Source organism: Gammaproteobacteria bacterium, from assembly GCA_033344735.1.
Taxonomy (GTDB): Bacteria; Pseudomonadota; Gammaproteobacteria; order UBA4575; family UBA4575; genus UBA1858.
Genome location: JAWPMW010000001.1, coordinates 864,486 through 887,688 on the forward strand (window position 1 = coordinate 864,486; position 23,203 = coordinate 887,688).

General features: G+C 38.2%; 25 protein-coding genes. 12 read left to right on the forward strand and 13 right to left on the reverse strand.

Annotated features, from left to right (window positions below; genetic code table 11):
* Window position 1: 1 nt before the first annotated feature.
* Entirely contained in the window at window positions 2-382 is a 381-nt protein-coding gene (gene sdhC, locus R8G33_04525; protein MDW3094921.1) for a succinate dehydrogenase, cytochrome b556 subunit, read from the reverse strand.
* 261 nt (window positions 383-643) lie between these two features.
* Here sdhC and R8G33_04530 point away from each other — a divergent pair, with 261 nt between their 5' ends.
* The 3 genes from R8G33_04530 (at window position 644) to R8G33_04540 (ending at window position 2,507) form a co-directional block, all read left to right on the forward strand.
* Window positions 644-1,651 (forward strand): hypothetical protein, encoded by a 1,008-nt coding sequence (locus R8G33_04530; protein ID MDW3094922.1) that lies wholly within the window; start codon window positions 644-646, stop codon window positions 1,649-1,651.
* A 1-nt stretch (window position 1,652) separates the two neighbouring features.
* Window positions 1,653-1,814 (forward strand): hypothetical protein, encoded by a 162-nt coding sequence (locus R8G33_04535; protein MDW3094923.1) that lies wholly within the window; start codon window positions 1,653-1,655, stop codon window positions 1,812-1,814.
* Between the two features lie 483 nt (window positions 1,815-2,297).
* On the forward strand, window positions 2,298-2,507 hold the full coding sequence (locus tag R8G33_04540) for a hypothetical protein (GenBank protein MDW3094924.1): 210 nt from the start codon (window positions 2,298-2,300) through the stop codon (window positions 2,505-2,507).
* A 14-nt stretch (window positions 2,508-2,521) separates the two neighbouring features.
* On the opposite strand, the gene lysS is transcribed toward R8G33_04540, so the two are convergent.
* The 3 genes from lysS to recJ all read right to left on the reverse strand — a co-directional run bounded on the left by lysS (window position 2,522) and on the right by recJ (window position 6,936).
* Window positions 2,522-4,012, reverse strand: a complete 1,491-nt coding sequence (gene lysS, locus R8G33_04545) for a lysine--tRNA ligase (GenBank protein MDW3094925.1) — start codon at window positions 4,010-4,012, stop codon at window positions 2,522-2,524.
* A gap of 27 nt (window positions 4,013-4,039) precedes the next feature.
* Window positions 4,040-5,135, reverse strand: a protein-coding gene (gene prfB / locus R8G33_04550; protein MDW3094926.1) for a peptide chain release factor 2 whose coding sequence is annotated in 2 segments (ribosomal slippage) — window positions 4,040-5,062 and window positions 5,064-5,135 — 1,095 coding nt in all. Because the reading frame shifts where the segments join, the coding sequence is not laid out codon by codon here.
* 55 nt (window positions 5,136-5,190) lie between these two features.
* Window positions 5,191-6,936, reverse strand: coding sequence for a single-stranded-DNA-specific exonuclease RecJ (gene recJ / locus R8G33_04555; GenBank protein ID MDW3094927.1), 1,746 nt, complete (start codon window positions 6,934-6,936; stop codon window positions 5,191-5,193).
* A gap of 116 nt (window positions 6,937-7,052) precedes the next feature.
* Between recJ and R8G33_04560 the strand changes: the two genes are divergently transcribed.
* The 4 genes from R8G33_04560 to R8G33_04575 all read left to right on the forward strand — a co-directional run bounded on the left by R8G33_04560 (window position 7,053) and on the right by R8G33_04575 (window position 11,550).
* Window positions 7,053-8,510 carry a DUF6513 domain-containing protein gene (locus R8G33_04560; protein MDW3094928.1) on the forward strand — a complete coding sequence of 486 codons (1,458 nt, stop codon included), beginning with the start codon at window positions 7,053-7,055 and terminating at the stop codon, window positions 8,508-8,510.
* Window positions 8,511-8,515: 5 nt separating this feature from the next.
* The gene (locus R8G33_04565) at window positions 8,516-9,091 is read left to right on the forward strand and encodes a DUF447 family protein (GenBank protein MDW3094929.1); all 576 of its coding nucleotides are present in this window, start codon (window positions 8,516-8,518) and stop codon (window positions 9,089-9,091) included.
* Window positions 9,091-9,795: a (5-formylfuran-3-yl)methyl phosphate synthase gene (locus R8G33_04570; GenBank protein ID MDW3094930.1), complete on the forward strand. Its 705-nt coding sequence runs from the start codon at window positions 9,091-9,093 to the stop codon at window positions 9,793-9,795. Before R8G33_04565 ends, R8G33_04570 begins: the two co-directional genes overlap by 1 nt.
* 126 nt (window positions 9,796-9,921) lie before the next feature.
* Entirely contained in the window at window positions 9,922-11,550 is a 1,629-nt protein-coding gene (locus tag R8G33_04575) for a GNAT family N-acetyltransferase (protein ID MDW3094931.1), read from the forward strand.
* On the opposite strand, the gene R8G33_04580 is transcribed toward R8G33_04575, so the two are convergent.
* From R8G33_04580 to R8G33_04615, 8 genes are read right to left on the reverse strand one after another with little or no spacing between them, the layout of a single operon-like run.
* Window positions 11,547-11,948, reverse strand: coding sequence for a CBS domain-containing protein (locus R8G33_04580; protein MDW3094932.1), 402 nt, complete (start codon window positions 11,946-11,948; stop codon window positions 11,547-11,549). The genes R8G33_04575 and R8G33_04580 overlap by 4 nt on opposite strands.
* Before the next feature lie 2 nt (window positions 11,949-11,950).
* Complete coding sequence (locus tag R8G33_04585) at window positions 11,951-12,112, reverse strand: DUF539 domain-containing protein (protein ID MDW3094933.1); 162 nt, start codon at window positions 12,110-12,112, stop codon at window positions 11,951-11,953.
* Window positions 12,113-12,123: 11 nt separating this feature from the next.
* Window positions 12,124-13,347 (reverse strand): NADH:ubiquinone reductase (Na(+)-transporting) subunit F, encoded by a 1,224-nt coding sequence (gene nqrF / locus R8G33_04590; GenBank protein ID MDW3094934.1) that lies wholly within the window; start codon window positions 13,345-13,347, stop codon window positions 12,124-12,126.
* A gap of 17 nt (window positions 13,348-13,364) precedes the next feature.
* Window positions 13,365-13,973 carry an NADH:ubiquinone reductase (Na(+)-transporting) subunit E gene (nqrE, locus tag R8G33_04595; GenBank protein ID MDW3094935.1) on the reverse strand — a complete coding sequence of 203 codons (609 nt, stop codon included), beginning with the start codon at window positions 13,971-13,973 and terminating at the stop codon, window positions 13,365-13,367.
* Window positions 13,973-14,635, reverse strand: coding sequence for an NADH:ubiquinone reductase (Na(+)-transporting) subunit D (locus R8G33_04600; GenBank protein MDW3094936.1), 663 nt, complete (start codon window positions 14,633-14,635; stop codon window positions 13,973-13,975). The genes nqrE and R8G33_04600 overlap by 1 nt, the downstream gene beginning before the upstream one ends.
* Window positions 14,632-15,405: a Na(+)-translocating NADH-quinone reductase subunit C gene (locus R8G33_04605; protein MDW3094937.1), complete on the reverse strand. Its 774-nt coding sequence runs from the start codon at window positions 15,403-15,405 to the stop codon at window positions 14,632-14,634. The genes R8G33_04600 and R8G33_04605 overlap by 4 nt, the downstream gene beginning before the upstream one ends.
* A complete protein-coding gene (locus R8G33_04610) occupies window positions 15,398-16,609 on the reverse strand; it encodes an NADH:ubiquinone reductase (Na(+)-transporting) subunit B (protein MDW3094938.1) in 1,212 nt (403 codons plus the stop codon). The genes R8G33_04605 and R8G33_04610 overlap by 8 nt, the downstream gene beginning before the upstream one ends.
* Complete coding sequence (locus tag R8G33_04615; GenBank protein ID MDW3094939.1) at window positions 16,609-17,958, reverse strand: Na(+)-translocating NADH-quinone reductase subunit A; 1,350 nt, start codon at window positions 17,956-17,958, stop codon at window positions 16,609-16,611. The genes R8G33_04610 and R8G33_04615 overlap by 1 nt, the downstream gene beginning before the upstream one ends.
* Window positions 17,959-18,235: 277 nt before the next feature.
* Between R8G33_04615 and R8G33_04620 the strand changes: the two genes are divergently transcribed.
* Complete coding sequence (locus R8G33_04620; protein MDW3094940.1) at window positions 18,236-19,120, forward strand: cation diffusion facilitator family transporter; 885 nt, start codon at window positions 18,236-18,238, stop codon at window positions 19,118-19,120.
* 9 nt (window positions 19,121-19,129) lie between these two features.
* Here R8G33_04620 and R8G33_04625 read toward each other — a convergent pair whose 3' ends face one another.
* Window positions 19,130-19,873 (reverse strand): DUF1223 domain-containing protein, encoded by a 744-nt coding sequence (locus R8G33_04625; GenBank protein ID MDW3094941.1) that lies wholly within the window; start codon window positions 19,871-19,873, stop codon window positions 19,130-19,132.
* A 567-nt stretch (window positions 19,874-20,440) separates the two neighbouring features.
* Here R8G33_04625 and R8G33_04630 point away from each other — a divergent pair.
* Genes R8G33_04630 through R8G33_04645 form a run of 4 tightly spaced genes read left to right on the forward strand, consistent with a single transcriptional unit; the run spans window position 20,441 to window position 23,194 of the window.
* Window positions 20,441-20,959 carry a GspH/FimT family pseudopilin gene (locus tag R8G33_04630; protein ID MDW3094942.1) on the forward strand — a complete coding sequence of 173 codons (519 nt, stop codon included), beginning with the start codon at window positions 20,441-20,443 and terminating at the stop codon, window positions 20,957-20,959.
* Between the two features lie 4 nt (window positions 20,960-20,963).
* Complete coding sequence (gene pilV, locus R8G33_04635; protein MDW3094943.1) at window positions 20,964-21,491, forward strand: type IV pilus modification protein PilV; 528 nt, start codon at window positions 20,964-20,966, stop codon at window positions 21,489-21,491.
* Between the two features lie 23 nt (window positions 21,492-21,514).
* Window positions 21,515-22,594, forward strand: a complete 1,080-nt coding sequence (locus tag R8G33_04640) for a PilW family protein (GenBank protein MDW3094944.1) — start codon at window positions 21,515-21,517, stop codon at window positions 22,592-22,594.
* Between the two features lie 21 nt (window positions 22,595-22,615).
* Window positions 22,616-23,194, forward strand: coding sequence for a PilX N-terminal domain-containing pilus assembly protein (locus R8G33_04645; protein ID MDW3094945.1), 579 nt, complete (start codon window positions 22,616-22,618; stop codon window positions 23,192-23,194).
* Window positions 23,195-23,203: the final 9 nt, after the last annotated feature.

Below are 23,203 nucleotides of genomic sequence, written 5' to 3' on the forward strand. Positions count from 1 at the left end.
ACTAACTCCACGCTAGCGCCCAAGTCGCAGCAGTTGCTATAAATGCAAATGCGATCACAAACAAACCTGACCGATTAGCAGTATCTTTTTCCAAAGCTACACCTGCATCCCAGATAAGATGGCGTACACCATTGGCTAAATGTAAAAATAGCGCAAATGACCATCCCACTAACAACAACAATCCAATAGGATGCGCGAGCCAGGATTGAACCGTTTGAAATTGACTAGATCCTGACGCAATAGCGGCTAATACAACCACCATCACAACCGCCCCTATGGCAAGAAAAACTCCACTCATACGATGGAGAATTGATAACGCCATCGTTAGCTGCCAACGATATATCCCTAAATGTGGCGACAATGGCCGTTGAGGTGTGCCCATGAAAAGTATCTCCTAACATCCTGTAATACTTAATAAGGAACGAAATATTAAAAATATAGTCGCACCCACTCGCTTCGATATTATGACTTTTTTCTATACTAATGCATTGATTATATTCGAAATCATAGTTGGTGAAGCATAAATTGTATACCCGTGGAGGTATAACAAGAGGCAGAAAATTACATTACTTTGGCTTCAGAAGCTAGCTTGACAAGCTAATTATGCAATCAAATACGCACTATATTTGTACAGGGAACCCAAGTGACAGCAAGCATTCTAGACAACGCCTACACACCGGATCATTTTTCAACCGATTTAGACAAACCTGCGCTGATTAGGCTAAACCACCTCGTTTGTTACAAAGTCACAGGTGAAGATGCGACCTTATTTTTACAAGGCCAATTTTCCAATGATATTAATTCTGTCTCAACTTCAGCAGGACAAATTAGTAGTTATTGCACACCCAAGGGCCGCATGTTGGCAACCTTATATATCTTCAAACAAGACGATAGTTATATTCTAGTGACATCCAAAGACATTGCTGAACAAGTCATGAAGCGATTACAAATGTACGTAATGCGTTCTAAAGTCGTTATAGGACCAATGGACGAAGCGATACTGGCGGGTGTTTGCGGTGACAAGGAAAATAAAATTCTTGATGAATTAAACATCACCGCACCAGACAATCACTATCAAACAAGCATTAATGACACTACTCTGTGTATCAATATTCCTGGAGTGAGCACACGCTATATTATTATTGGTGATCAATCATTATATACAAAGCTAGAATGCTTAAATAGTGACGATATAAATATATTCAGCGAAACTTACTGGCAATGGCTAGATATATTGGCAGGCCTGCCAAATATTACTAGCAATGTGCAAGAAGCCTTTGTTCCGCAGATGGCAAATATGGAACTCATAGAAGGCGTCAGTTTCAGTAAAGGCTGTTATCCTGGACAAGAAGTGGTTGCCAGAATGCATTATCTTGGTAAGGCAAATAGACGCATGTTCAGGGTTGAGGTAGAAAATAATGAGCCAGTCAATATTGGTGACGATATTTTTACTCATGGATCCGATCAGCCAATAGGTAAATTTATATCCGTCATCAATGAGGCCAACAATAAATATGCCGGTCTTGTGATACTAAGACTTGAAGCCGCTAAAATGAATCAACTTGCTATTGGTTCCTCATCAGGCAATAGTGTGAACATAAAACCATTACCCTACGACGTGCCCACCGAACCAAAAGAGAAAGAAAAATAATATGCGTGCAATCGTCTTATATTTAGCTGCAGCAGCCTTAGCCGCACTTGCTGCATACATTATTCGCGCAAACAGTAAAGTGATTTCCAATATTCTTTTATTTATTTCCCTTATATGTCTTTGCGTACTCGGTGTATCTATAGTTATTGAACAAGTCGATTAATAACTCTGGCAAAAAATTAATAATTAACTTAGCAATGCTCATCACTCACTTTGTCCGTGCCAACATCAAAAACCACTTTCATAACCACTTGTTTATATCTAAATCATACTAGTAACGCTATTTTTATCGCCCAAGAATTGGGCTAGCACCCAAGTTTCATTAGGAAATTAAGACAAAAGTGAAACAATATTCTCTATGTGTCTGATTTCACTATTAAACTGAATACCACAATATATAAAAGGTTAAAATCAGGTCAAATTTAATCTTTAATTCTTAACTGTAAAACTGTGAACTGATTGATTTTTTTTAAGTTTTATTCGCTCAAAATACATTTCAATAAAATCGTGCATATATATAAACGATATTTAATAACGCACAAGCAACGCTTCTGCACTTAGTTCGCTGTGCAACTGAATCTAAGTCTATATATTTGCCACATATGCATAATAAGGCTCTTATTTAAAATACGAATACACGTTAGAGATGAATCTAAAACCCAAAAACTCTTTCATAGACCGACGTTCTGAGGAAGATCGACGCACATCTGATAAAACCTTATGGTCAAATAATGTGGAAAGAAGAAAAAGACCTGATCGAAGATTGGATGGTTTAGATGTAGATGTAGTTAGTATAAGTGAAGATGAGTTTTTGGAGATATTCTCACAATTTCTACCCAAGCCAAGCGCTATATAAATCAATCATTCCTCTTATCTCATTTGAGGAAATAGCAACACGTCTCTTATTGATGCAGAATCAGTAAACAACATTACCAGACGATCAATACCAATCCCTTCACCCGCTGTTGGTGGCAGTCCATATTCTAGCGCTCGAATGTAGTCAGCATCATAATGCATAGCTTCTTCATCACCACCATCTTTTTGAGCGGCTTGCTCTTTAAAGCGTGCTGCCTGATCTTCTGCATCGTTCAACTCTGAAAATCCATTAGCAATCTCTTTTCCGCCTACAAAAAATTCAAATCGATCAGTTACTTCTGGATTAACATCGTTGCGTCGTGCAAGGGGCGACACTTCTGTAGGATATTCAGTAATGAAAGTTGGTTGATCCAATCTATCCTCTACTGTTTTTTCAAATACCTCAATGAGCAATTTTCCGGTGCCATAAGTTTTTTCGTATGGAATACTCAATTCCACACATACATTACGTAAAGCTTCTACTGACAACAAATCACTTTCAGTCAAATTCGGATTCATCATCAATACTGATTCTTTGACAGACATACGTGTAAATGGCTGTTCAAAGTCATAAGTAGAACCTTGATATTCAATGGTGTACTTACCGTATAAGTGACTTGCAAGTTGCCGCAACATATCTTCAGTACGATCCATCAAAGTATGGTATTCAGCGTAGGCTTCATAGAATTCAAGCATTGTGAACTCAGGGTTATGTCGAGTAGACAAACCTTCATTTCTAAAATTACGGTTAATCTCAAACACTTTTTCAAAACCACCCACGACTAAGCGCTTAAGGTACAGCTCTGGAGCAATACGTAAATATAATTGCATATCAAGCGCGTTATGATGTGTCACAAAAGGCTTAGCTGCTGCACCACCGGGAATAGATTGCATCATAGGTGTTTCAACTTCCAAGAAGTCTTTGTCATTTAAGTAACTACGAATAAATGCAACAATTTTAGAACGAATTTTAAATTTCTCACGCGCTTCTTGATTCATAATCAAATCAACATAACGCATGCGGTAACGTTGTTCTTGATCGGTAAGTCCATGGAACTTTTCAGGCAATGGGCGTAATGACTTAGTCAACATCACCACTGCTTCCATTTTCACATATAAGTCACCCTTACCCGATTTACTAATTGGGCCCGATACACCGATAATGTCTCCAATGTCCCAAGTGTCAATTTCTTTAAGTAATTCTTTATCCAAACCTTTACGGTCAATATAGGCTTGAATTCTTCCTGACATATCTTGTAGCAATAGAAACGGACCACGTTTTGCCATGACACGTCCAGCAATACTGGCATATTGATTTAACTGTGATAACTCTTCTTTAGTTTTACCAGCAAACTGATTTTGCAAGTTACCAGCCAGTGAATCACGGCTATAATTATTTGGGAACGCATTACCTTTACTGCGAATATCCGCGAGCTTTTCACGCCTTAATGCAATTAGCTTATTTTCGTCTTGCTGCAAATCTTGATTATTATTCTGTTCACTCATTTGTTTTCTGTTTCCTTAAGCTCTAGCTTACAAACCATGCTTTAAACTTGCTTCAATAAATTGATCTAACGCCCCATCTAATACTGCTTGAGTGTTACTGGTCTCAACCGAAGTGCGCAAATCTTTAACGCGCGATTGATCTAATACATAAGACCTAATTTGACTACCCCAACCAATGTCAGATTTAGAATCTTCCAATGCTTGCTGTTCAGAATTACGTTTTTGCATTTCCAGTTCATATAATTTTGCTTTTAGCTGTTTCATTGCTACATCTTTATTCTTATGCTGAGAGCGATCATTTTGACATTGTGTCACCGCTCCAGTAGGCAAATGCGTAATGCGCACTGCAGATTCAGTTTTATTAACATGTTGTCCACCTGCTCCACTAGCGCGATAAACATCAATTCGTAAATCTGCTGGGTTGATTTCAATATCAATATCATCATCCACTTCCGGTGAAACAAATACAGCAGCAAATGAAGTATGTCTTCGGTTTCCAGAATCAAAGGGGGATTTTCGCACTAATCGATGCACACCTGTTTCAGTTCGCAACCATCCAAACGCATACTCTCCATCAAATTTAATGGTGGCACTTTTTATACCTGCTACATCACCTGGAGATGCTTCAATCAATTCTGTTTTAAATCCTTTTTCCTCACCCCAACGCAGATACATACGCAAAATCATTTCCGCCCAATCCTGAGCTTCAGTACCACCGGAACCTGACTGGATATCTAAGTAGGCGTTATTTACATCCATATCACCTGAAAACATTCGCCGAAATTCTAGCTTGGCCACATCTTCTTCAAGCGTATTCAAATCTTCAATAACCGAATTGACGGTAGATTCATCATCTTCCATTTCAGCCAATTCTAATAACTCAATAGCTTCTGTCACTCCTTGTTCTGCAGAACGAATAGTATTAACCACTATTTCATATTGGGAACGTTGTTTACCTAGTGTTTGCGCGCGCGCAGGATCATTCCACACATCAGGGTCTTCTAATTCTCGGGACACTTCCTCGAGTTGTTCCACTTTTCTGTCGTAGTCAAAGATACCCCCTAAGCGAATTAACGCGCTCGCCGAGGTCTTTGAGTTGATTGTAGTAAAGTGCCAGTTCCATTGCTTTGTAGTTAACCAATACAGAATAAGGCGCGTATGATAACGCACTCGCATCACTAGTGCATGGAGCGTACTTCTAAGTGTCGAATTAACAATTGTGGCGATTCAATCCCTCTGAAATGATTCACATCTAGCTCATAAGCGGCATGTACCACCGAAGCTCTGTTATTCCAGTCGAAATTTGTGTAATTGAATGCAATAGCATTTACAGTGTTATTCCCTTCTGCTGACTGCAAAGTCAGCTTTAAGTGATGCTCCCCCACTACTCTATAATCTATTACCCTAAATTCACCGTCAAATACGGGCACCGGAAATCCTTGCCCCCATGGCCCAGATGCTCTTAGTGTTTTTGCCATTTCTAAATTAAGATGTTGTTCATTCAATTCTCCATCAGAGAGTATTTCGAACTGAAGATCTTCATCTGTCAGCCACTCACTCAATACTTGATTAAAGGCAACAACAAATTTGTCATACTTTTCTTTTGACAAACTCAATCCTGCTGCCATTGCATGACCACCGAACTTAGCAATAATGCCAGGATTTCTCGCAGCAACTGTATCCAGCACATCACGTATGTGCACTCCAGGAATTGAACGCGCCGACCCTTTCAATTCTTCATCATCGCTATTCGCAAATACAATGGTAGGCCGATAATATTTTTCTTTGATACGCGCAGCCAATATACCTATCACGCCCTGATGCCAATCGGACTGGTAAATGCAAATACCCAACTCATTTTTATTGATACTTAGTTTGTCAGATTTTATCTGGTCCAGACTTTTAATCGCCTCTTCCTTCATTTGACTCTCAATTTCTCGCCGCTCTACATTTAATGCTTGAAGTCGAGTCGCAATTTCATTGGCAGCGTGCTCATTATTTGCAAGTAAACATTCAATACCTATCGATATGTCTTCCAGTCTTCCGGCTGCATTCACTCTTGGTCCTACATAAAATGCCAAATCAGTAGACACGGCACGTGTGTACTCACTTCCCGCCACTTTCAATATTGACAGAATACCTGGGCAACACTGCCCCGCACGAATTCTGCGCAAACCTTGCTCTACTAGAATGCGGTTATTTCGATCAAGTGGGACAACATCTGCAACTGTCCCTAGCGCAACCAGGTCTAATAACTCAGCAAAATTAGGCTGAGGTAGGTTTTGAGCTTGAAACCAGTCTTGCTTTCTCATGTATGAGCGCAATGCTATCAACACATAAAACATCACTCCTACACCAGCCAATGACTTGCTTTCGAACTCATCACCTGGCTGATTGGGATTAACGATGACATTAGCATTGGGCAACTCTTGGCCAGGTAAATGATGATCTGTTACCAATACATCGATACCAAGATCACGCGCACGTTGTGCGCCAGCAACACTAGAAATGCCATTATCGACAGTAATAATCAGTTTTGGAGCACTTTTTTGGGCTAAATCAACGATTTCAGGTGTGAGCCCATAACCATACTCAAACCTATTAGGCACAATGTAGCTAACTTTTCTCGCTCCTAAACTAGTCAATCCTCGCATAGCCAAAGCCGTACTAGTGGCACCATCGGCATCATAATCTCCGACAATAACTATCGATTGATCATTCTTAATAGTTTCAAATACCAAATTTGCAGCTGCCTCGACTCCCTTTAAATTGCTTGGAGGCAAGATATTTTGTATCGACATCTCTAAATGAGCAGGGTCAGTTACACCACGATTCGCGTATACTCTTTGTAGCAGATCAGGAAGCTGAGATTGTGCAAGTGGTTGTTCTGAAAGGGGTGCGCGTCGTTTAACTCGTGAATTCATTGGCAGGAGTTTAGCAACAACCGCTCTATTCGCACATCAGATATAATATTTATCATTATTTAATGTTATTTCTATATTATAAATATAACTTATTGTTTTATATTAATTAATCAAAAATGCCTCAACACTTACTTTTCCTCACCGGCAAACTTGCAGAAAAAAGTTTGCATAAGGTGCTAGAAAGCATGCAACCCACCGAATTTACTTATGAAGTTCATCAAATTGGCGTAAGTGTGGCAGCATTGATGACGACCGATCTAATTATCAGACGATTAAAAGATGTATCAGGATTCGATAAAGTTATTTTACCAGGACGATGCCGTGGCGACATTGACTTACTAGCAAATCAATTAGGCATATCTGTGGAACGCGGACCTGAGGAACTAAAGGATCTCCCTCAGCATTTTGGTCATGCAGTCAAGAAATCTGACTTGACTGACTATTCAACAGATATTTTTGCTGAAATTGTCGATGCTCCAAATATGAGTGTCGAACAAATAATTGCTCGGGCAGAGCAATACAGGAATGATGGTGCCAATGTAATTGATTTGGGTTGCTTGCCAAACACATCCTTTGGCCACCTAACTGAATCAGTACAAGCGCTTAAATCGGCAGGCTTCAAAGTTAGTGTAGACTCATTGCATGCTGAAGATCTAGTAACAGGCGGTAAAGCTGGCGCAGATTTCTTATTAAGTTTGCAATATAACTCTCTGTGGGTACTAGAAAAAGTAGATTCGACACCTATTATCATCGGCGCACCCCCTACTAATATGCGCTCACTCTATAAATGCATCGATACTCTTCTAAAAGAAGGTGTACCATTTATTGCTGATCCAATTCTTGACCCAATTAATTTTAATTTTACTGAGTCCATTGTCCGCTATCGCAATTTGCGTAAACGCTATCCTGATATAGAAATCATGATGGGAGTAGGCAACTTAACCGAGCTCACTCATGTTGATAGCGCTGGTACTAACACCTTACTGATGGGAATTATATCGGAACTCGATATTGGGCATATTTTAGCCACTGAAGTTAGTGAGCATTGTCGCAAGTCCGTAAAAGAAGCAGACTTAGCCAGACGAATTATGCATGCTTCCAAAGCCGACAATATTCCCCCCAAAGGCTACCACAATGGCTTGATGGCATTGCATGAGCGCAAGCCCTTTCCATACGACATTGATGAAATCAAGGAATTTGCCACAGGTGTTCGCGATCCAAATTTTCGAATTCAGGTATGTGATGAGGGCGTCTTCGTATACAATCGCGATGGCATTTGGAATGCAACTGACCCATTTGATCTTTACCCACATTTAAATGTTGCTGAAGATGGCGCACATGCATTTTACTTAGGCTGCGAGTTAGCACGCGCACAAATTGCCTGGCAGTTAGGTAAACGTTATGACCAAGATGAAGAACTTGGTTGGGGCATCGCTGTTGAAAAAAGCGAACAAGACCTAAGCGCGTTCAAACAAGAAGGTAGCACCATGCAGTCACGAAAAGATCGTAAGAAGAATCGCCAGAAAAAAGGCAATAAAATTAAAAATAATAAGAACGACGCACGACGCTGTTAATAATTATGCCATTTATTAGAGAAAGCATTATCACCACCTTGCATGAAGATGGCAATGCGCATATTGCCCCAATGGGTGTGCACGAGACTGATCGCGGCTTAATGCTTGCGCCATTCAAACCCTCCGCGACATTGAACAACCTTTTGCGAGATGGCACAGCCACAATTAATTATCCCGATGATGTACGTATTTTTGCTGGTTGTTTAACGGGAAGACATGATTGGCCAACTCTACCCACCGATGTGATTGCAGGAATTAGATTAGATAATTGTTTAGCGCATACAGAAATAAAAGTGCATACACATGAAGACGAGGAACAACGTCCTAAATTTTACTGTGATGTTGTACACGAACAAATGCATCATGCGTACCATGGCTATAATCGTGCCCAGTTTTCTGTAATTGAATTAGCCATTTTGACAAGTCGATTGCATATGCTTAGTGCTGAAAAAATAGATAGTGAAATAGAATACTTACGCATTGGGCTAGATAAAACTGCTGGTCAAAGAGAATTAGAAGCATGGCACTGGTTAATGGATAAAGTCACCCAATATAGAAACGAAGAAACCGAGAAAACTTAATGACTGGATTTTTAGCAAGTGTTGATAACCTAGAAGATGCTATCACTGTTAGCGAACATGGCGCAGATATAATTGATTTAAAGGATCCATCCCAAGGCGCACTTGGCGGCCTTACGATTAATGCTATCCACGACATTGTTGATCACTTATGGGAAAAATCTATTGTCAGTGCCACGGTTGGCGACCTTGATGCAGACGTATCGTTAATTTTAGAACAAATTGGCAATGTCGCTGATACTGGTGTGGATTATGTCAAGGTCGGGATGTTCAGCCAGGAACATATAGACAAATGTTTACCTACATTTGAATATCACGCACGCCGTGGAATCAGAATTATTGCTGTACTTTTTGCAGATATAGATTTTGATATTCATGAAACTGTTAAGATGTGTAAAAAGGCACATTTAACAGGCGTCATGATGGACACTGCAGGAAAACATGCAGGTAGCCTACTATTACACAGAGAAATGAACGAGCTTTCTAGTTTTATTCAAACAGCAAAAAATCTTGGCCTTCTCACAGGGCTTGCAGGCTCATTACGTGAAAAAGACATCGAAACTTTATTACCAATTAATCCTGATTACATTGGTTTTAGAACTGCACTATGCAAAGATTTAAAACGTACGGAGCGAATTAGCGCTGAATCTGTTAATCGTATTCGCTCTCTAATACCAAGCACACTAAAAGCAGCCAATCTGGGATAATTACTGCTCTTCACTAAAAGCTGATTGCGAGACTAGATCAAGCGCCGAACTGCCTATAAGGTCAAATTATTCACGCTAACAAACTGTTATAGTTGGCGAATAATCTGATTTGTATCTCCCAAATATATGACAATTACTGTAAAAATTATCCTTGGCGATGATGCGCTCAAATATGCAAAAGACGGGGTTTTTCTAGAGAAATGGAAAACTCTCGCTGACAACACTGCTCATAAAACCGTATTTCAGGAACCAGACTTTGTGAGTTTATGGTTCCATCATTATCAACAATACTTTGAACCAGTTCTCGTTATAGGCCTTTCAGAATCTGAAGAGTTAATTGGGTTAATTCCTCTAGCTATTGACAAAAAAGATGCAATTTTAACTCAAGCAGGTGCGCAATTAGCAGAATATAGTGGCTGGTTATGCTCAAAGATGCATAACGATGAATTTCTTAGCAAAGCATTCCAATCAATAAAAGTAAACATATCATTTTCACTATGGAAGTGGACATATATAGCACCAGGTGCTGATACAACATGGCTTCAGTCATATCACTTAAAAAATATTGGCATCTATGCACGATTTGAAACAATCGATTCGCCTGTCTTAGATTTACACAATAAAGAAAAACTTAAGAAAGTATTAAAAAATAAAAGCGTTAAATCTAAGATCAACAGATTGAAACGCAAAGGTGAACTAAAGATAGAACGAATAACAGAACAATCACGCGCTCTTGAACTGATGGATCAAGTAACGAATCTTGTGAATTTTAGGCATGAGTCTGCCCATCATGACGCAGCTTTTGAAGAAGATCATTTACAAAGAAGTTTTTATGAAGCACGCAGTCATAATCTAAAGGACAATCACTTTAGTGTTTTATGGTTAGGAAATAAATTACTCGCCTTTCACTTTGGCTACATTGATAATGATAGTATCTATATCAGCTTAACCGCTTTTGACCCCACAGAAAGCAAACATTCCCCAGGAGTTATCTTCTTAATTTATTTAGCTAATCTATTAATAGAAGAAGGTATACGTTATATCGATTTAACACCGGGCGGTGATGAGTATAAAGAGCGCTTTAGTAACGCTCATAATAAGCTTTACCTACCAACTATTAACACAAATAAACTTCAGCATAGCAAACAAATATTAAAAAATAACTGTAAATCTTTGGCAATTACAGCGTTAGAATATTGCAATATAGATAAAGACAAGCTAAAAATTCACATTAATAAAAGAACCAAAAAAAGAACATACAATCAGAATGACTTTGATTTATTTTCAATATCCTCAGAAAATTACAAGATTCATGACGCTCATCCAAATAATAATATTAACATTCAATCGTATAGCGATTTATTAAACTACCAAGAAAACGATAGCGGTATCAGTAGACAAGAAATCCTATCCGATGCGACTTACAGATTTTCTCGTGAAGATACACTATTCACAATACATAATAACTCACGACTACAATCATATTCATGGTTATCCAAACTTGGCTCTAAATATTCGCGCCTTGGTTTTAATTTTTCTAACGAAAAAAATAGCGTAGTTATTGATTGTATGAATTATAATTTGAAGTTAATTAACAATGACCATATGAAAATATTAATTAACAGTATGCTGAATCATGCATTTTCGAAAAATGCTCAAGTTGCTTTTTTATTTATTCCTCATTCAGAAAATATTCAGATTCATATAGAAACATTAAATGAGATCGGTTTTGAAAAAACTAACTTTTCTGACTAATGAGCATTCATTCCCAATAACGATCGCAGCACATCTCTACGACTGATTTGCCCAACTAAACGGTTATCTTCTACAACAGGGTAACGACGTGGACCTTTTTCCATAAACAATTTAGCCACTTCAAGCACACTTGCTTCAGCTTCTACGGTGATTACTTGCTTAGTCATATAGTCTTCTACTCGACCACCTAATTGTTCGTAATAACCTGCCTGTACTGCTACTTTCATACAGTCTTTTTCAGATAATAAACCAATTAAGTTTCCACGCTCATCTACGACTGGTGCACCCGAGATACGATTTTTTACTAATACATCGATAGCATTCATCACATCCATGCCAGGAGTAAAAGTGACTAAACTTGCACTCATATAATCTTTTACCGCAATAGACTGGATCATGATTATTCCTTATTTTTCTTAGCACAAGGCTTGCTACACGATGAACATTTATTACCGAGTCCACCGCAAGAACCTTGAATAGGTAGACGACCAAATAGCACACCTACCATCATAACGGTAAACATGAATAAAAATATTGCGAGGCTGAATAACAATGTAGTCATTTTATTATTGTTTAGCCTCCAAAATCATCAAGCATAATATTCTCATCTTCGACACCTAGACCTTCTAACATATTGATAATCGCTGCATTCATCATTGGTGGCCCGCATATATAGAACTCACAATCTTCAGGAGATGGATGATCTTTCAGATAGTTTTCATACAATACTTCATGAATAAAACCTGTATAACCATCCCAGTTATCGTCTTCTTGCGGATCAGACAAAGCAACATACCATTGAAAATTCTCATTCGCTTCTTGCAATCCGTCAAAATCTTCAACAAAAAACATTTCCTTTGCACTTCTAGCACCGTACCAGAAAGTCATTTTGCGATCACTCCCTAACCGTTTTAATTGATCGAAAATATGTGAGCGCATTGGCGCCATACCTGCACCACCACCAATGAATACCATTTCATTTTTCGTATCGCGAGCAAAGAAGTCACCAAAAGGACCTGAAATAGTCACTTTATCACCAGGTTTCAAACTATATATGTATGAAGACATAATGCCGGGAGGAATATCACCTGTACTTCCTGGTGGCGGTGATGCAATTCTGACATTGAGCATTACCTTACCTTTTTCTTCTGGGTAGTTAGCCATCGAATAGGCACGCGTTACTACTTCATCAACTTTTGATTCATATTGCCACAAGTTAAAATGATCCCAGTCCTCTTTAAATTTTTCTTCTATATCAAAGTCTTTATATTTGATTAAGTGTGGCGGGCACTCTATTTGAATATAACCACCAGCACGAAAATTAACGTCTTCACCTTCGGGCAAACGAACGACGAAATTTTTGATGAATGTCGCCACATTCTCATTTGATTCGACGACACATTCCCATTTCTTGACACCGAACACTTCTTCAGGCACTTCTATATTCATATCTTGCTTCACTGCTACCTGACAAGACAAGCGATCACCTTGTGCGGCTTCACGCTTATTAATGTGAGATTCCTCTGTAGGTAACAGCGCACCTCCACCATCAAATATTTTCACTCGGCATTGAGCACATGTGCCACCACCTCCACAGGCAGAAGGTACAAAAAGGTTTGCTTCAGAAAGCGTGGCGAGAAGTTTTCCTCCCACTGGAGCAACAACCTCTTTTTCACCATTAATTGTAATCGTTACATTACCTGACGATACTAATCTGGACTTGGCAAACAGAATCAACAATACCAATGACACAACAATCGCTGAAAAAAATGTCACACCTAATGTTATTTCGATCATCGCAATACTTCCATGTTCTACAATTGAATGCCTGAAAATGCCATAAAGCCCATTGACATTAATCCTACAGTAATAAAAGTAATTCCAAGACCTTGCAGTCCGTCTGGTACATCACTGTATTTTAATTTTTCTCTAATACCTGCTAATGCGGTAATCGCTAATGCCCAACCTATTCCAGAACCCACTCCATAAGTCACACTTTCAGTAAAATTATAATCACGCTCTACCATAAATAGTGATCCTCCTAAAATCGCACAATTAACTGTAATCAAAGGTAAGAACACACCTAACGCGTTATATAATGCAGGAAAAAATCGATCTAATACCATTTCCATAATTTGGACCATGGCTGCTATTACACCAATATAGCTAATTAACCCTAAGAAGCTTAAATCAACTTCGGGAAATCCCATCCAAGATAATGCTCCATCTTTTAGCACATATTGAAACAACAGGTTATTAGCTGGAACAGTAATAACTTGTACTGCAATAACTGCAGCACCCAAACCTAATGCTGTTTCAATTTTCTTTGATACCGCTAAAAATGTGCACATGCCTAAAAAGAAAGACAGCGCCAAATTTTCAACAAATATCGCTTTGATCAATAAACTTATTGTCACATCCATTAGTACGTCTCCGTACGGTGAATACGATGAACTTGGTATTCACGTTTCTCAATCTGTTGAGGTTTCCATGAACGTACTCCCCATATCATAAGACCAATAATAAAGAAGGCACTAGGAGGAAGTAGCATTAATCCATTTGGCTCATACCAACCCCCTTCTTTAGTTAGTGGAAAAATTGTGTATCCTAATAACGAACCAGAACCAAATAATTCTCTAACAATAGCAACCGAAATCAATACCACGCTATAACCCAATCCATTGCCAACACCATCCAGAAAACTAATACCTACCGGGTTTTTCATTGCGAATGCTTCTGCTCTACCTAATACGATGCAGTTTGTGATAATTAATCCAACAAATACGGATAAAGTTTTACTCGCATCATAAGCATAAGCTTTTAATATTTGATCTACTACAATCACCAATGAGGCAATAATAGTCATTTGAACAATAATACGTATGCTGCTTGGAATATGATTTCGAATCATACTGATTGAAGCATTAGACAATGCAGTCACAGATGTTAATGCTAAACACATAATTAACGTCGCACCTAACGTGGTCGTGACCGCTAATGCAGAGCAAACACCTAATATTTGTAGCGTGATTGGATTATTATCAATCAACGGATCGAGCACTACTTTTTTTGCACTTTCACTCATAATACTTCTCCAGCACGAACTTTATTCATAAATTTTTCGAATCCAAGCTCACCCATCCAGAAATGAAACATATTAGTTACTCCATCACTGGTTAATGTTGCTCCAGATAGACCGTCAACTTGATAACTTTCTTCAGCATTACCAGGAACTACCGAGCCTTTTATTATTTTAAGTGCTAATTGACCATCAGCATCAAACAACTTCTTTCCTTTCCATGATGACTGCCACTTTATGTTATCAACTTCACCACCTAAACCAGGTGTTTCACGATGATCATAAAACTTAAGTGCATAAATCGTATTCATATCTTTTTCTAATGTGACATAGCCATAAAGAGTTGACCATAGCCCATAACCATGCACTGGAAAAACATAGCGATCAATTTTATTATCATTTTTGACTAGAAATATTTTTGCAAAATTCGAACGGCGATTAATATTAGCGACATCAACATCATCATCTAGTTTTATACTTAACTCAGCTATCTTCGATGCTTTGCGCTGATCAAAAGTGGCAACATCAATTTCATCAGTCACTTCACCTGTGTCTAAATTAATAATGCGTGTATCAATTGAAGAAAATAAACTTTCTATATCGGCACCGTCTTGCCATAGACCAGACACTTTTAAAATATTGATTTTTTGATCTAATATTTTATTCATCTCCTGTTGAGGTCTCAGCTTAACCGCTGCTGTTGAAACTATAACTGAGCACACAAGACATAGCGTGATAGCCACTAGCAAAATATTTGTCGTACTATCTTTAGACATAATTTCTTTTACGCCTCCTTACATTCACCTGCACTACAAAGTGATCAATGAGAGGAGCAAAAATATTAGCAAATAAAATTGCCAGCATGATTCCTTCAGGAAAAGCTGGATTAATGACACGAATCAACACTGTCATAAAGCCAATCAAGAAACCAAATGTCCAGCGACCAACATCGGTCATAGACGCGGACACAGGATCTGTTGCCATATACATCATGCCAAAAGCAAATCCACCTAACGTTAAATGCCAATACCAAGGCATTGCAAACATAGGGTTAGTATCGCTGCCAATCCAATTAAGCAACGTAGAAGTTATGACCATACCTCCGAATACACCAAAAATAATACGCCAAGATGCGATACGCGTGTACATTAAAAACATTCCACCAAGAATACATGCAAGTGTTGATGTAGAACCAATTGAGCCCTGAATGGAACCCATAAACGCTTGCGTCCATGTGACACCATTTGCAAAAATAGCTTGCATGCCATCTAACGCAGCTAAACCAAGAGGTGTAGCGCCTGAAAATCCATCAACGGCAGTCCATACCGCATCTCCAGACATATGTGCTGGATAAGCAAAAAATAAGAAACACCGACCCGTTAACGCAGGGTTTAGAAAGTTTTTACCTGTCCCTCCAAATACTTCCTTTCCAATCACAACACCGAAACTAATTCCTAACGCAACTTGCCACAATGGAATGTCAGGCGGTAACGTCAACGCGAAAAGCATAGATGTCACTAAAAAACCCTCATTAACTTCATGATTACGAACAGCAGCAAAAATAACCTCCCAAATACCACCTACTAAAAGGGTGACAAAGTAAATTGGAAAGAAGTACATAAAACCATGAAGAAAGTTACCCAGCGGATTGCTTGCATCATAAGAAAAACCAAATAACGACAATATTGAACCGCGCCATCCAGGTGCTTGCTCTATGCCCATAGTAGCCATAGCGGTATTTGCTTGATATCCAATGTTCCAAAGTCCGATTAATATACAAGGTAGTGTTGCAATAACGACATAAGTCATTACTCGTTTAATATCTAATGCATCTCTAGCATGAGGAGCATGAGGCGTAACATCAGATGGTGTATATAAAAACGTATCCACCATCTCATATAATGAATAGAATTTTTCATACCGTCCACCTTTTATAAAGTGCGGGTGAATACTATCCAAATATTTTCTTAATTTTGACATTAACCTTCCTTCTCTATTTGGATAAGATTTTCTCTCAACATAGGCCCAAATTCGTATTTACTTGGACATACGAAAGTGCACAAAGCTAAATCTTCCTCGTCTAATTCGAGACAACCTAACGCTTGCGCAAGATCAGTATCTTTAGTCACTAATGCTCGTAGTAGTTGCGTCGGAAGAATATCTAACGGCATCACTCTTTCGTATACACCAATTGGAACCATGGCTCGCGGGCTTCCATTTTGTGTAGTCGTAAAATCAAATTTGGCTTGCTTTCTAAAGAAACTAGATAACAACGCGTTTGATTTAGAATATTTTTTCATCCCAGGAACTATCCAACCAAAGAACTCTCTCTCACGTCCTTCAAAGATTGCAGTAATTTGCAAATTAAATCTCCCCAAGAAGCTTGCCCATCCAGCTGCACGCCAACCGGAAAGTGCTGAACCCGAAATTATTCTCGTTTCACCAGATTTAACTTCACCTTCAATAATATCATCAGTGCTAGCGCCTAGGCGCACACGTAATAATCTTGGATTTTTTATTGCTGGACCAGCTAATGAAATAATACGATCAGTCCAAATTTTTCCTTCAGTAAATAGTTTGCCATAAGCAATTACATCTTGATAATTCAAATGCCAAACTGACTTATTTGCATTAACAGGATCAATATAATGAATATGAGTGCCGGGTATACCTGCTGGATGTGGTCCTTCAAAGATAGCTTTTTTAATTCGTTCATCTTTTTGTAACTTTAATGAATTTTCTTGAGCACAACAGACATAGACACTGCCTTCAGTTAGACGTGTTAAAATATTTAATCCATTCTTAAAATCCTGCAGGTATTCAGAGATAACCACATCTGGGTCAGCTGCTAAAGGCCGCGTATCCATTGCTGTAACAAAGATTGAATTGGGAATATTGTCCGGATTTGGAGATTTACTATATGGCCGTGTTCGCATTGCTACCCACAGACCTGAGTCCAATAACTGCTCGACTATGCTGCCTCTATCTAATTGCTTTAAGTTATTAGTCGCATGTACTTGGAAAGTAATTTCTTCATCACCTTCTAAACGAATAACAAGTGATTGGAAGACACGTTTGGCACCACGATGGATTACTTCAACCTCACCAGCACCGGGTGCAACATATTGAACACGAGGATTTTTTTTATCTGTGAATAAAGGTTGACCTAGTTTTACACGATCTCCTTCTTTCACGAGCATTGTAGGTTTCATGCCTACATGCTCTCTACCAAGCACAGCAACGCGAGATATATTGGGTAACCCTTCAATTGTTTGCTTAGGTGTACCTGTTATTGGCAACTTTAGGCCTTTATTAATTTTATATTGCATTATTTAGTCTATATATAGTCCCTTTGATTTGAGCATTACGCATCAAGCTTACGTAAAATAACTCATTCAAGTATCTAGCTATTTTCATGCCAATAGATACTTGGTCATACTATCGGCAAAATGTTGTATTGCTATAAAATTTATGCGGCAGCGTCAATATTTTGTTACATTTCATATATTTATCTACACGTAAAAAAATATATGAACCGAAATACTGGCATCATTAACAAACCACTATAAGCAAACTATCCTGTTATAGAGAAATTTAAGGAAAACAATGCATCACCATCATCACCATAATGCACCTTCAAGCAATAAGGCGTTTTTAATTGGTGCAACAATTAACGTTGCTTACGTGATTGTCGAAGCAACATTTGGATTCTTGTCAAATTCATTATCTTTATTGGCTGATGCTGGTCACAATTTCAGTGACGTACTCATATTGCTACTCGCCTGGGGTGCAAATATTCTTGCTTCAGTTAAACCCACAGATAGCCATACTTACGGGTATCGTCGCGCAACCATTCTTGCGGCTCTTACTAGCGGGCTTACGCTAGTTGTTACTATGGCATTCATTGCAATAGAAGCCATTCAACGTTTAGATAAATTAATCGAACCTGATAGCTTGACGATAATTGTTGTGGCAAGCATTGGAATTGTGATTAATTTTATTACTGCTGCATTGTTTGTTAATCACAAAGACGACGATTTAAATGTTAAGGGCGCATTCTTACATATGATCGTTGATGGAATAGTATCCGTTGCGGTTGTGGTTGGAGGAATTGTCATTTACTTTACAAGTTGGACAATGATAGACCCCATACTTAGTCTATTAATTATTATAGTTATAGCAGTTAGTGCTTGGGGCCTAATTAAAGATTCATTTAATTTATCCGTTGATGGAGTACCAAATAATATAGATACTGAGTTAGTACGAAAATATTTACTTAGCTTACCCGATGTTATTGAAATACATGACTTACACATTTGGGCAATGAGTACTACCCAAGTAGCTTTGACAGCACATTTATTACGCCAGTCAGAAAAAGTGGATGATAATTTACTACATCAAGCTGCAAGTGAACTTAAAGAAAAATACGGAATACACCATGCGACAATCCAAATAGAAAATGGTCATTGCAACTTAGAATGTCAAAATTAATAGATAATTTTAGTCATTAATCCATTTTGACGGTATCCAATAACCTGTTGCTTGAATCGGAGAAATATCGTCCATACTACTCACCCAAATAGCTAATGCATAACGTTCTACATTCTCAGATGCTTCTTTAGGCAAATCAATTTCCCAGAGATCCTTGTTAGCTGAGTACATATCATGAGAAAGTGCCACAAACTCTTGCTCCAACACCTTTCCTCTATTTTCTCCACGCTGAATATCTGTCTTAATTCCGACGCCTAATAAAGCCACGTTAAGCACATGGTCATTAGTTGTTTTAGAATAATTTATAAATACTTTCTGCGAAGTCGCAGTGAAACTCAAAATCCCAGCATCATCGTTTCCACGAGGAAAATCTTTACCGTTAATCCATCCACGCCATTCTTTACCATTCACCAATATTCCTGGTGTATAAACAGATCGTACGTGACCTTGCTGTTGATGCCGATACTGTCTAGTACTATATGCATGATTAGCATACGGATCAGGCCAACCAAGCCTATCCCAATAGTCAACATGAAAAGCAATAGGCACTATCTCTTCCCAAAGTTTATTATTGTTCTCAAATGAATTTATCCAACGTTCAGCTGGTGGGCAGCTACTACACCCTTGTGAAGTAAACAACTCTATAAAAACAGTCTGCTTATTACCACTAGAAAACTGAACATTCTCTTGTGCTGCCACAGTCGATAGAAAAATAATTTGGCTAATTAATAAAGCAGCTTCTATGTATTTCATAAAATTCAACCTTAAATAGATCACGAAAAATTATTAACAACATTTTCCATATTCGTATGAATTGAAGTTTTCCTTTTCACTATTGCCTTGAGACCGGCAAAAGATAAGGTATATGACAGTCTTACGCCAGAAAACTTATGAATTTATATTTTTTTCATGCATATACATAATAGATAGAAATATTTGATCTAAATCACAAATATATATATCAATCTACAATTATAGATAGGAAGTTCAAATAGAAAATATAATAAATAACGTGAGTTATATAGCACTTCCTAATTTCCCATCTTCTAAAAAACACCGCCCATTTTTAATGAAGTCACTATGTGAAAAGTATCTCAGATGAAAACCTAAAGTAAGTGTAAACAAGTACCTACGATACTGGTAAAAATTAGTGTAATTACCGTTCATCGAGAAAAATTTGCGGGTTATTTTTTCTGAAATTTCAAGTGCTTAAGAACATAGCCACTCATCAGAGAAACAAAGCGAGTTATATGCGCTGATCAAAATGCCAAGGATAAATTAAGTAAAGTAGTAATCATTAAAATTTAAGTAGAGTAAAAAATGCAAACAAGTGAGAAACAAATAGGATTCAGCATAATAGAGTTGATGGTAACAATATTGATTGCATCACTATTACTGACTGTTGGCGTGCCTAGTTTTGCAAGTTTAATTGCAAACAACCGAATCACTTCGCAAGCAAATGAACTTGTTTCTGGATTAAATCTAGCACGTAGTGAAGCATTTACCCGAGGTCAAAGAGTGACTATATGTTCATCTACTGATGGTGATTCTTGCGCTGCTGACACTGATTGGGCCACAGGTTGGATAGTATTTAACGATGCAGATGGTGACGGTGTTGTCGCAAATGTTTCTGATATTTTAAGGGAATGGGAAGCCGTAACTGGAGATACCACACTAACTGGATCGGTTAATTTTGTGACTTATCAAGGCAATGGTTCGGTTAATGCAGCAGCAAATTTTAATATGACAATCCCAAATGGATCGACCAGTCAAACAAGAAGAATTTGTATTGCTCTAGCTGGAAATAATTGGGTAAACCGTCCTTCATCAAATTGCTAATATCATGAAAACTATTCATTCAAAAAACACTTCTAACTACAAAGGATTTACTCTTTTAGAAGTTCTTGTCGCATTACTAATTTTATCCATAGGATTACTAGGACTAGTAAATCTACAAATGCGTGGCTTGCAGTATTCTGATAGTGCACGACAAAGATCACAAGCAACATTTTTGGCTTACGACATACTCGACAGAATGCGAGCTAATAAAGGCGAAGTTGATAATGGAACTTACGACATACTCATAAGTGCTGCAGCACCTCAACCACTTGTTACAGATATGTGTTCAACTGTGACAGTATCTTGCACACCAGATAAGTTAGCAGATTATGATCTATGGGAGTGGAAAAATGATTTGAGCACTTATCTTCCAAATGGAAATGGCAGCGTAAGAAAAGATAATACTATTCTTACTGCAGATGTATATGAGATTACTGTTCAGTGGGACAGACGAGCTTTTTCTGAATCAGATAAAGCTACAGCACTAGGCACTCAACTCTCTGACAGCATTGTCATTCAGACTGAATTATAACTAAACATACTTAAATTACGAACATGAGACATTCAAGTCCACCAATTTCACAACGCATACAATCAGGTATATCAATGATAGAGCTGTTAGTTGCAATGATATTGGTAATAGTGATACTTGCTGGTTTAATTAGTATGTTTTCCAGCAATAAGATTGCTTATACATCACAAGAAAGTATAAGCAGAATACAAGAAGCTTATCGATTTGCATCAGAAATAATTCAAAAAGAAGTACGTTCAGCTGGATATTATGGCTGCAATAGAGAATCTTCAATAGTAGACACACTCAGCTCATTACCGTTTGAAGCGGATCATACGAAACCTATAGAAGGATTTAATGCAACTGATGCAACCACATGGGACCGTGCAATAACTCCAACTAGCTTAACTATAGGCACTACGACTGGTGATATTGTAAGAGGTGGAACTGATATTCTAGTAGTTAGAAGAGTATCAGATACGCAGCATGCACTTAACGCTGCCATGGCAACCACTTCTGCAAGCCCACAAATTGCTGCGAATATCAGTCCTGTTGCATTATCTGTTGATGATGTTGCAATTATCAGTGATTGCAAACGTTCAGCTATATTTCAAGTGACTGGATTTACAATAGCATCTGGAATAATTGCCCACTCAACGACTGGCGGCAGTATAGGAAATAGTACTGCGCAATTATTAACTTCCGCACCGGCTTTTGATTTAGATGCAGATGTAATGAGATTCAACACCACAGTATTTTTCATTGGTACTAGCACAAATGGCACTCCATCTCTGAAAAGAAAAGTAAATAGTGCTCCCAGTGAAATCATCATTGATGGTGTTGAAAATATGCAAATTCTATATGGGCTAGACACTGATGCTGACGGAATAGCTAATCGTTATGTTAATGCATCAAATATAACAGCCGTAGAGTGGGCCAATGTGACTAGCGCAAGAATTTCATTATTAATGCTCGCTCCTGAAAATTCACTACCTGAAAATGATGCAGAAACTTATGTATTGCTAGACGAATCAATTGCTGACACAGGAACGACTATTACACATGCAGGTGATCTTAGATTTAGACAATCTGTAAACATGACTGTGGACATACGAAATTTATAATTTTATCAGGCTAATTCAAAAATGAATATAAAATCAAATCAAAACGGTGCAGTTTTAGTGATTAGCTTAATCATACTGCTTGTAATGACTGTACTAGGTGTTACATCACTTAGATCCGCTACCATGGAAGAGAAAATGTCAGGTAATACTTTTGACAGACAGTTAGCATTTCAAGCAGCAGAAGCCGCATTACGCTCTGGAGAAAGAGATGTAGAAACAAATCCAACACAGACTTTAGATGAAAATTGTAATGCTGGGGTATGCACTAATCCACGCGAGCAAGATGTTTCTGGCTGGCAAGAAGATCCCTCTCATGCTGTATGGGCATCTGCACAAAGTGTTGATGTTGTATTGAATGGCATTCGAACAACAGCAAAATATATGATTGAAGACATGTGTGAATTTACTCCTCCTTCTGGTGCGACAGATTCAAGAAGAATGTTTCGAATTACGGCATATGCAACTGGTGGCACAGATGCGTCACAAGTCATGCTTCAAAGTGCATATGCAGTTGACAATAATTATGGTGCGACACCAAATTGTAATTGTAATGATGCTTCTTATTGTACTGTATGTGGCGGGATTAATTGCACGCCATAATATCTAACA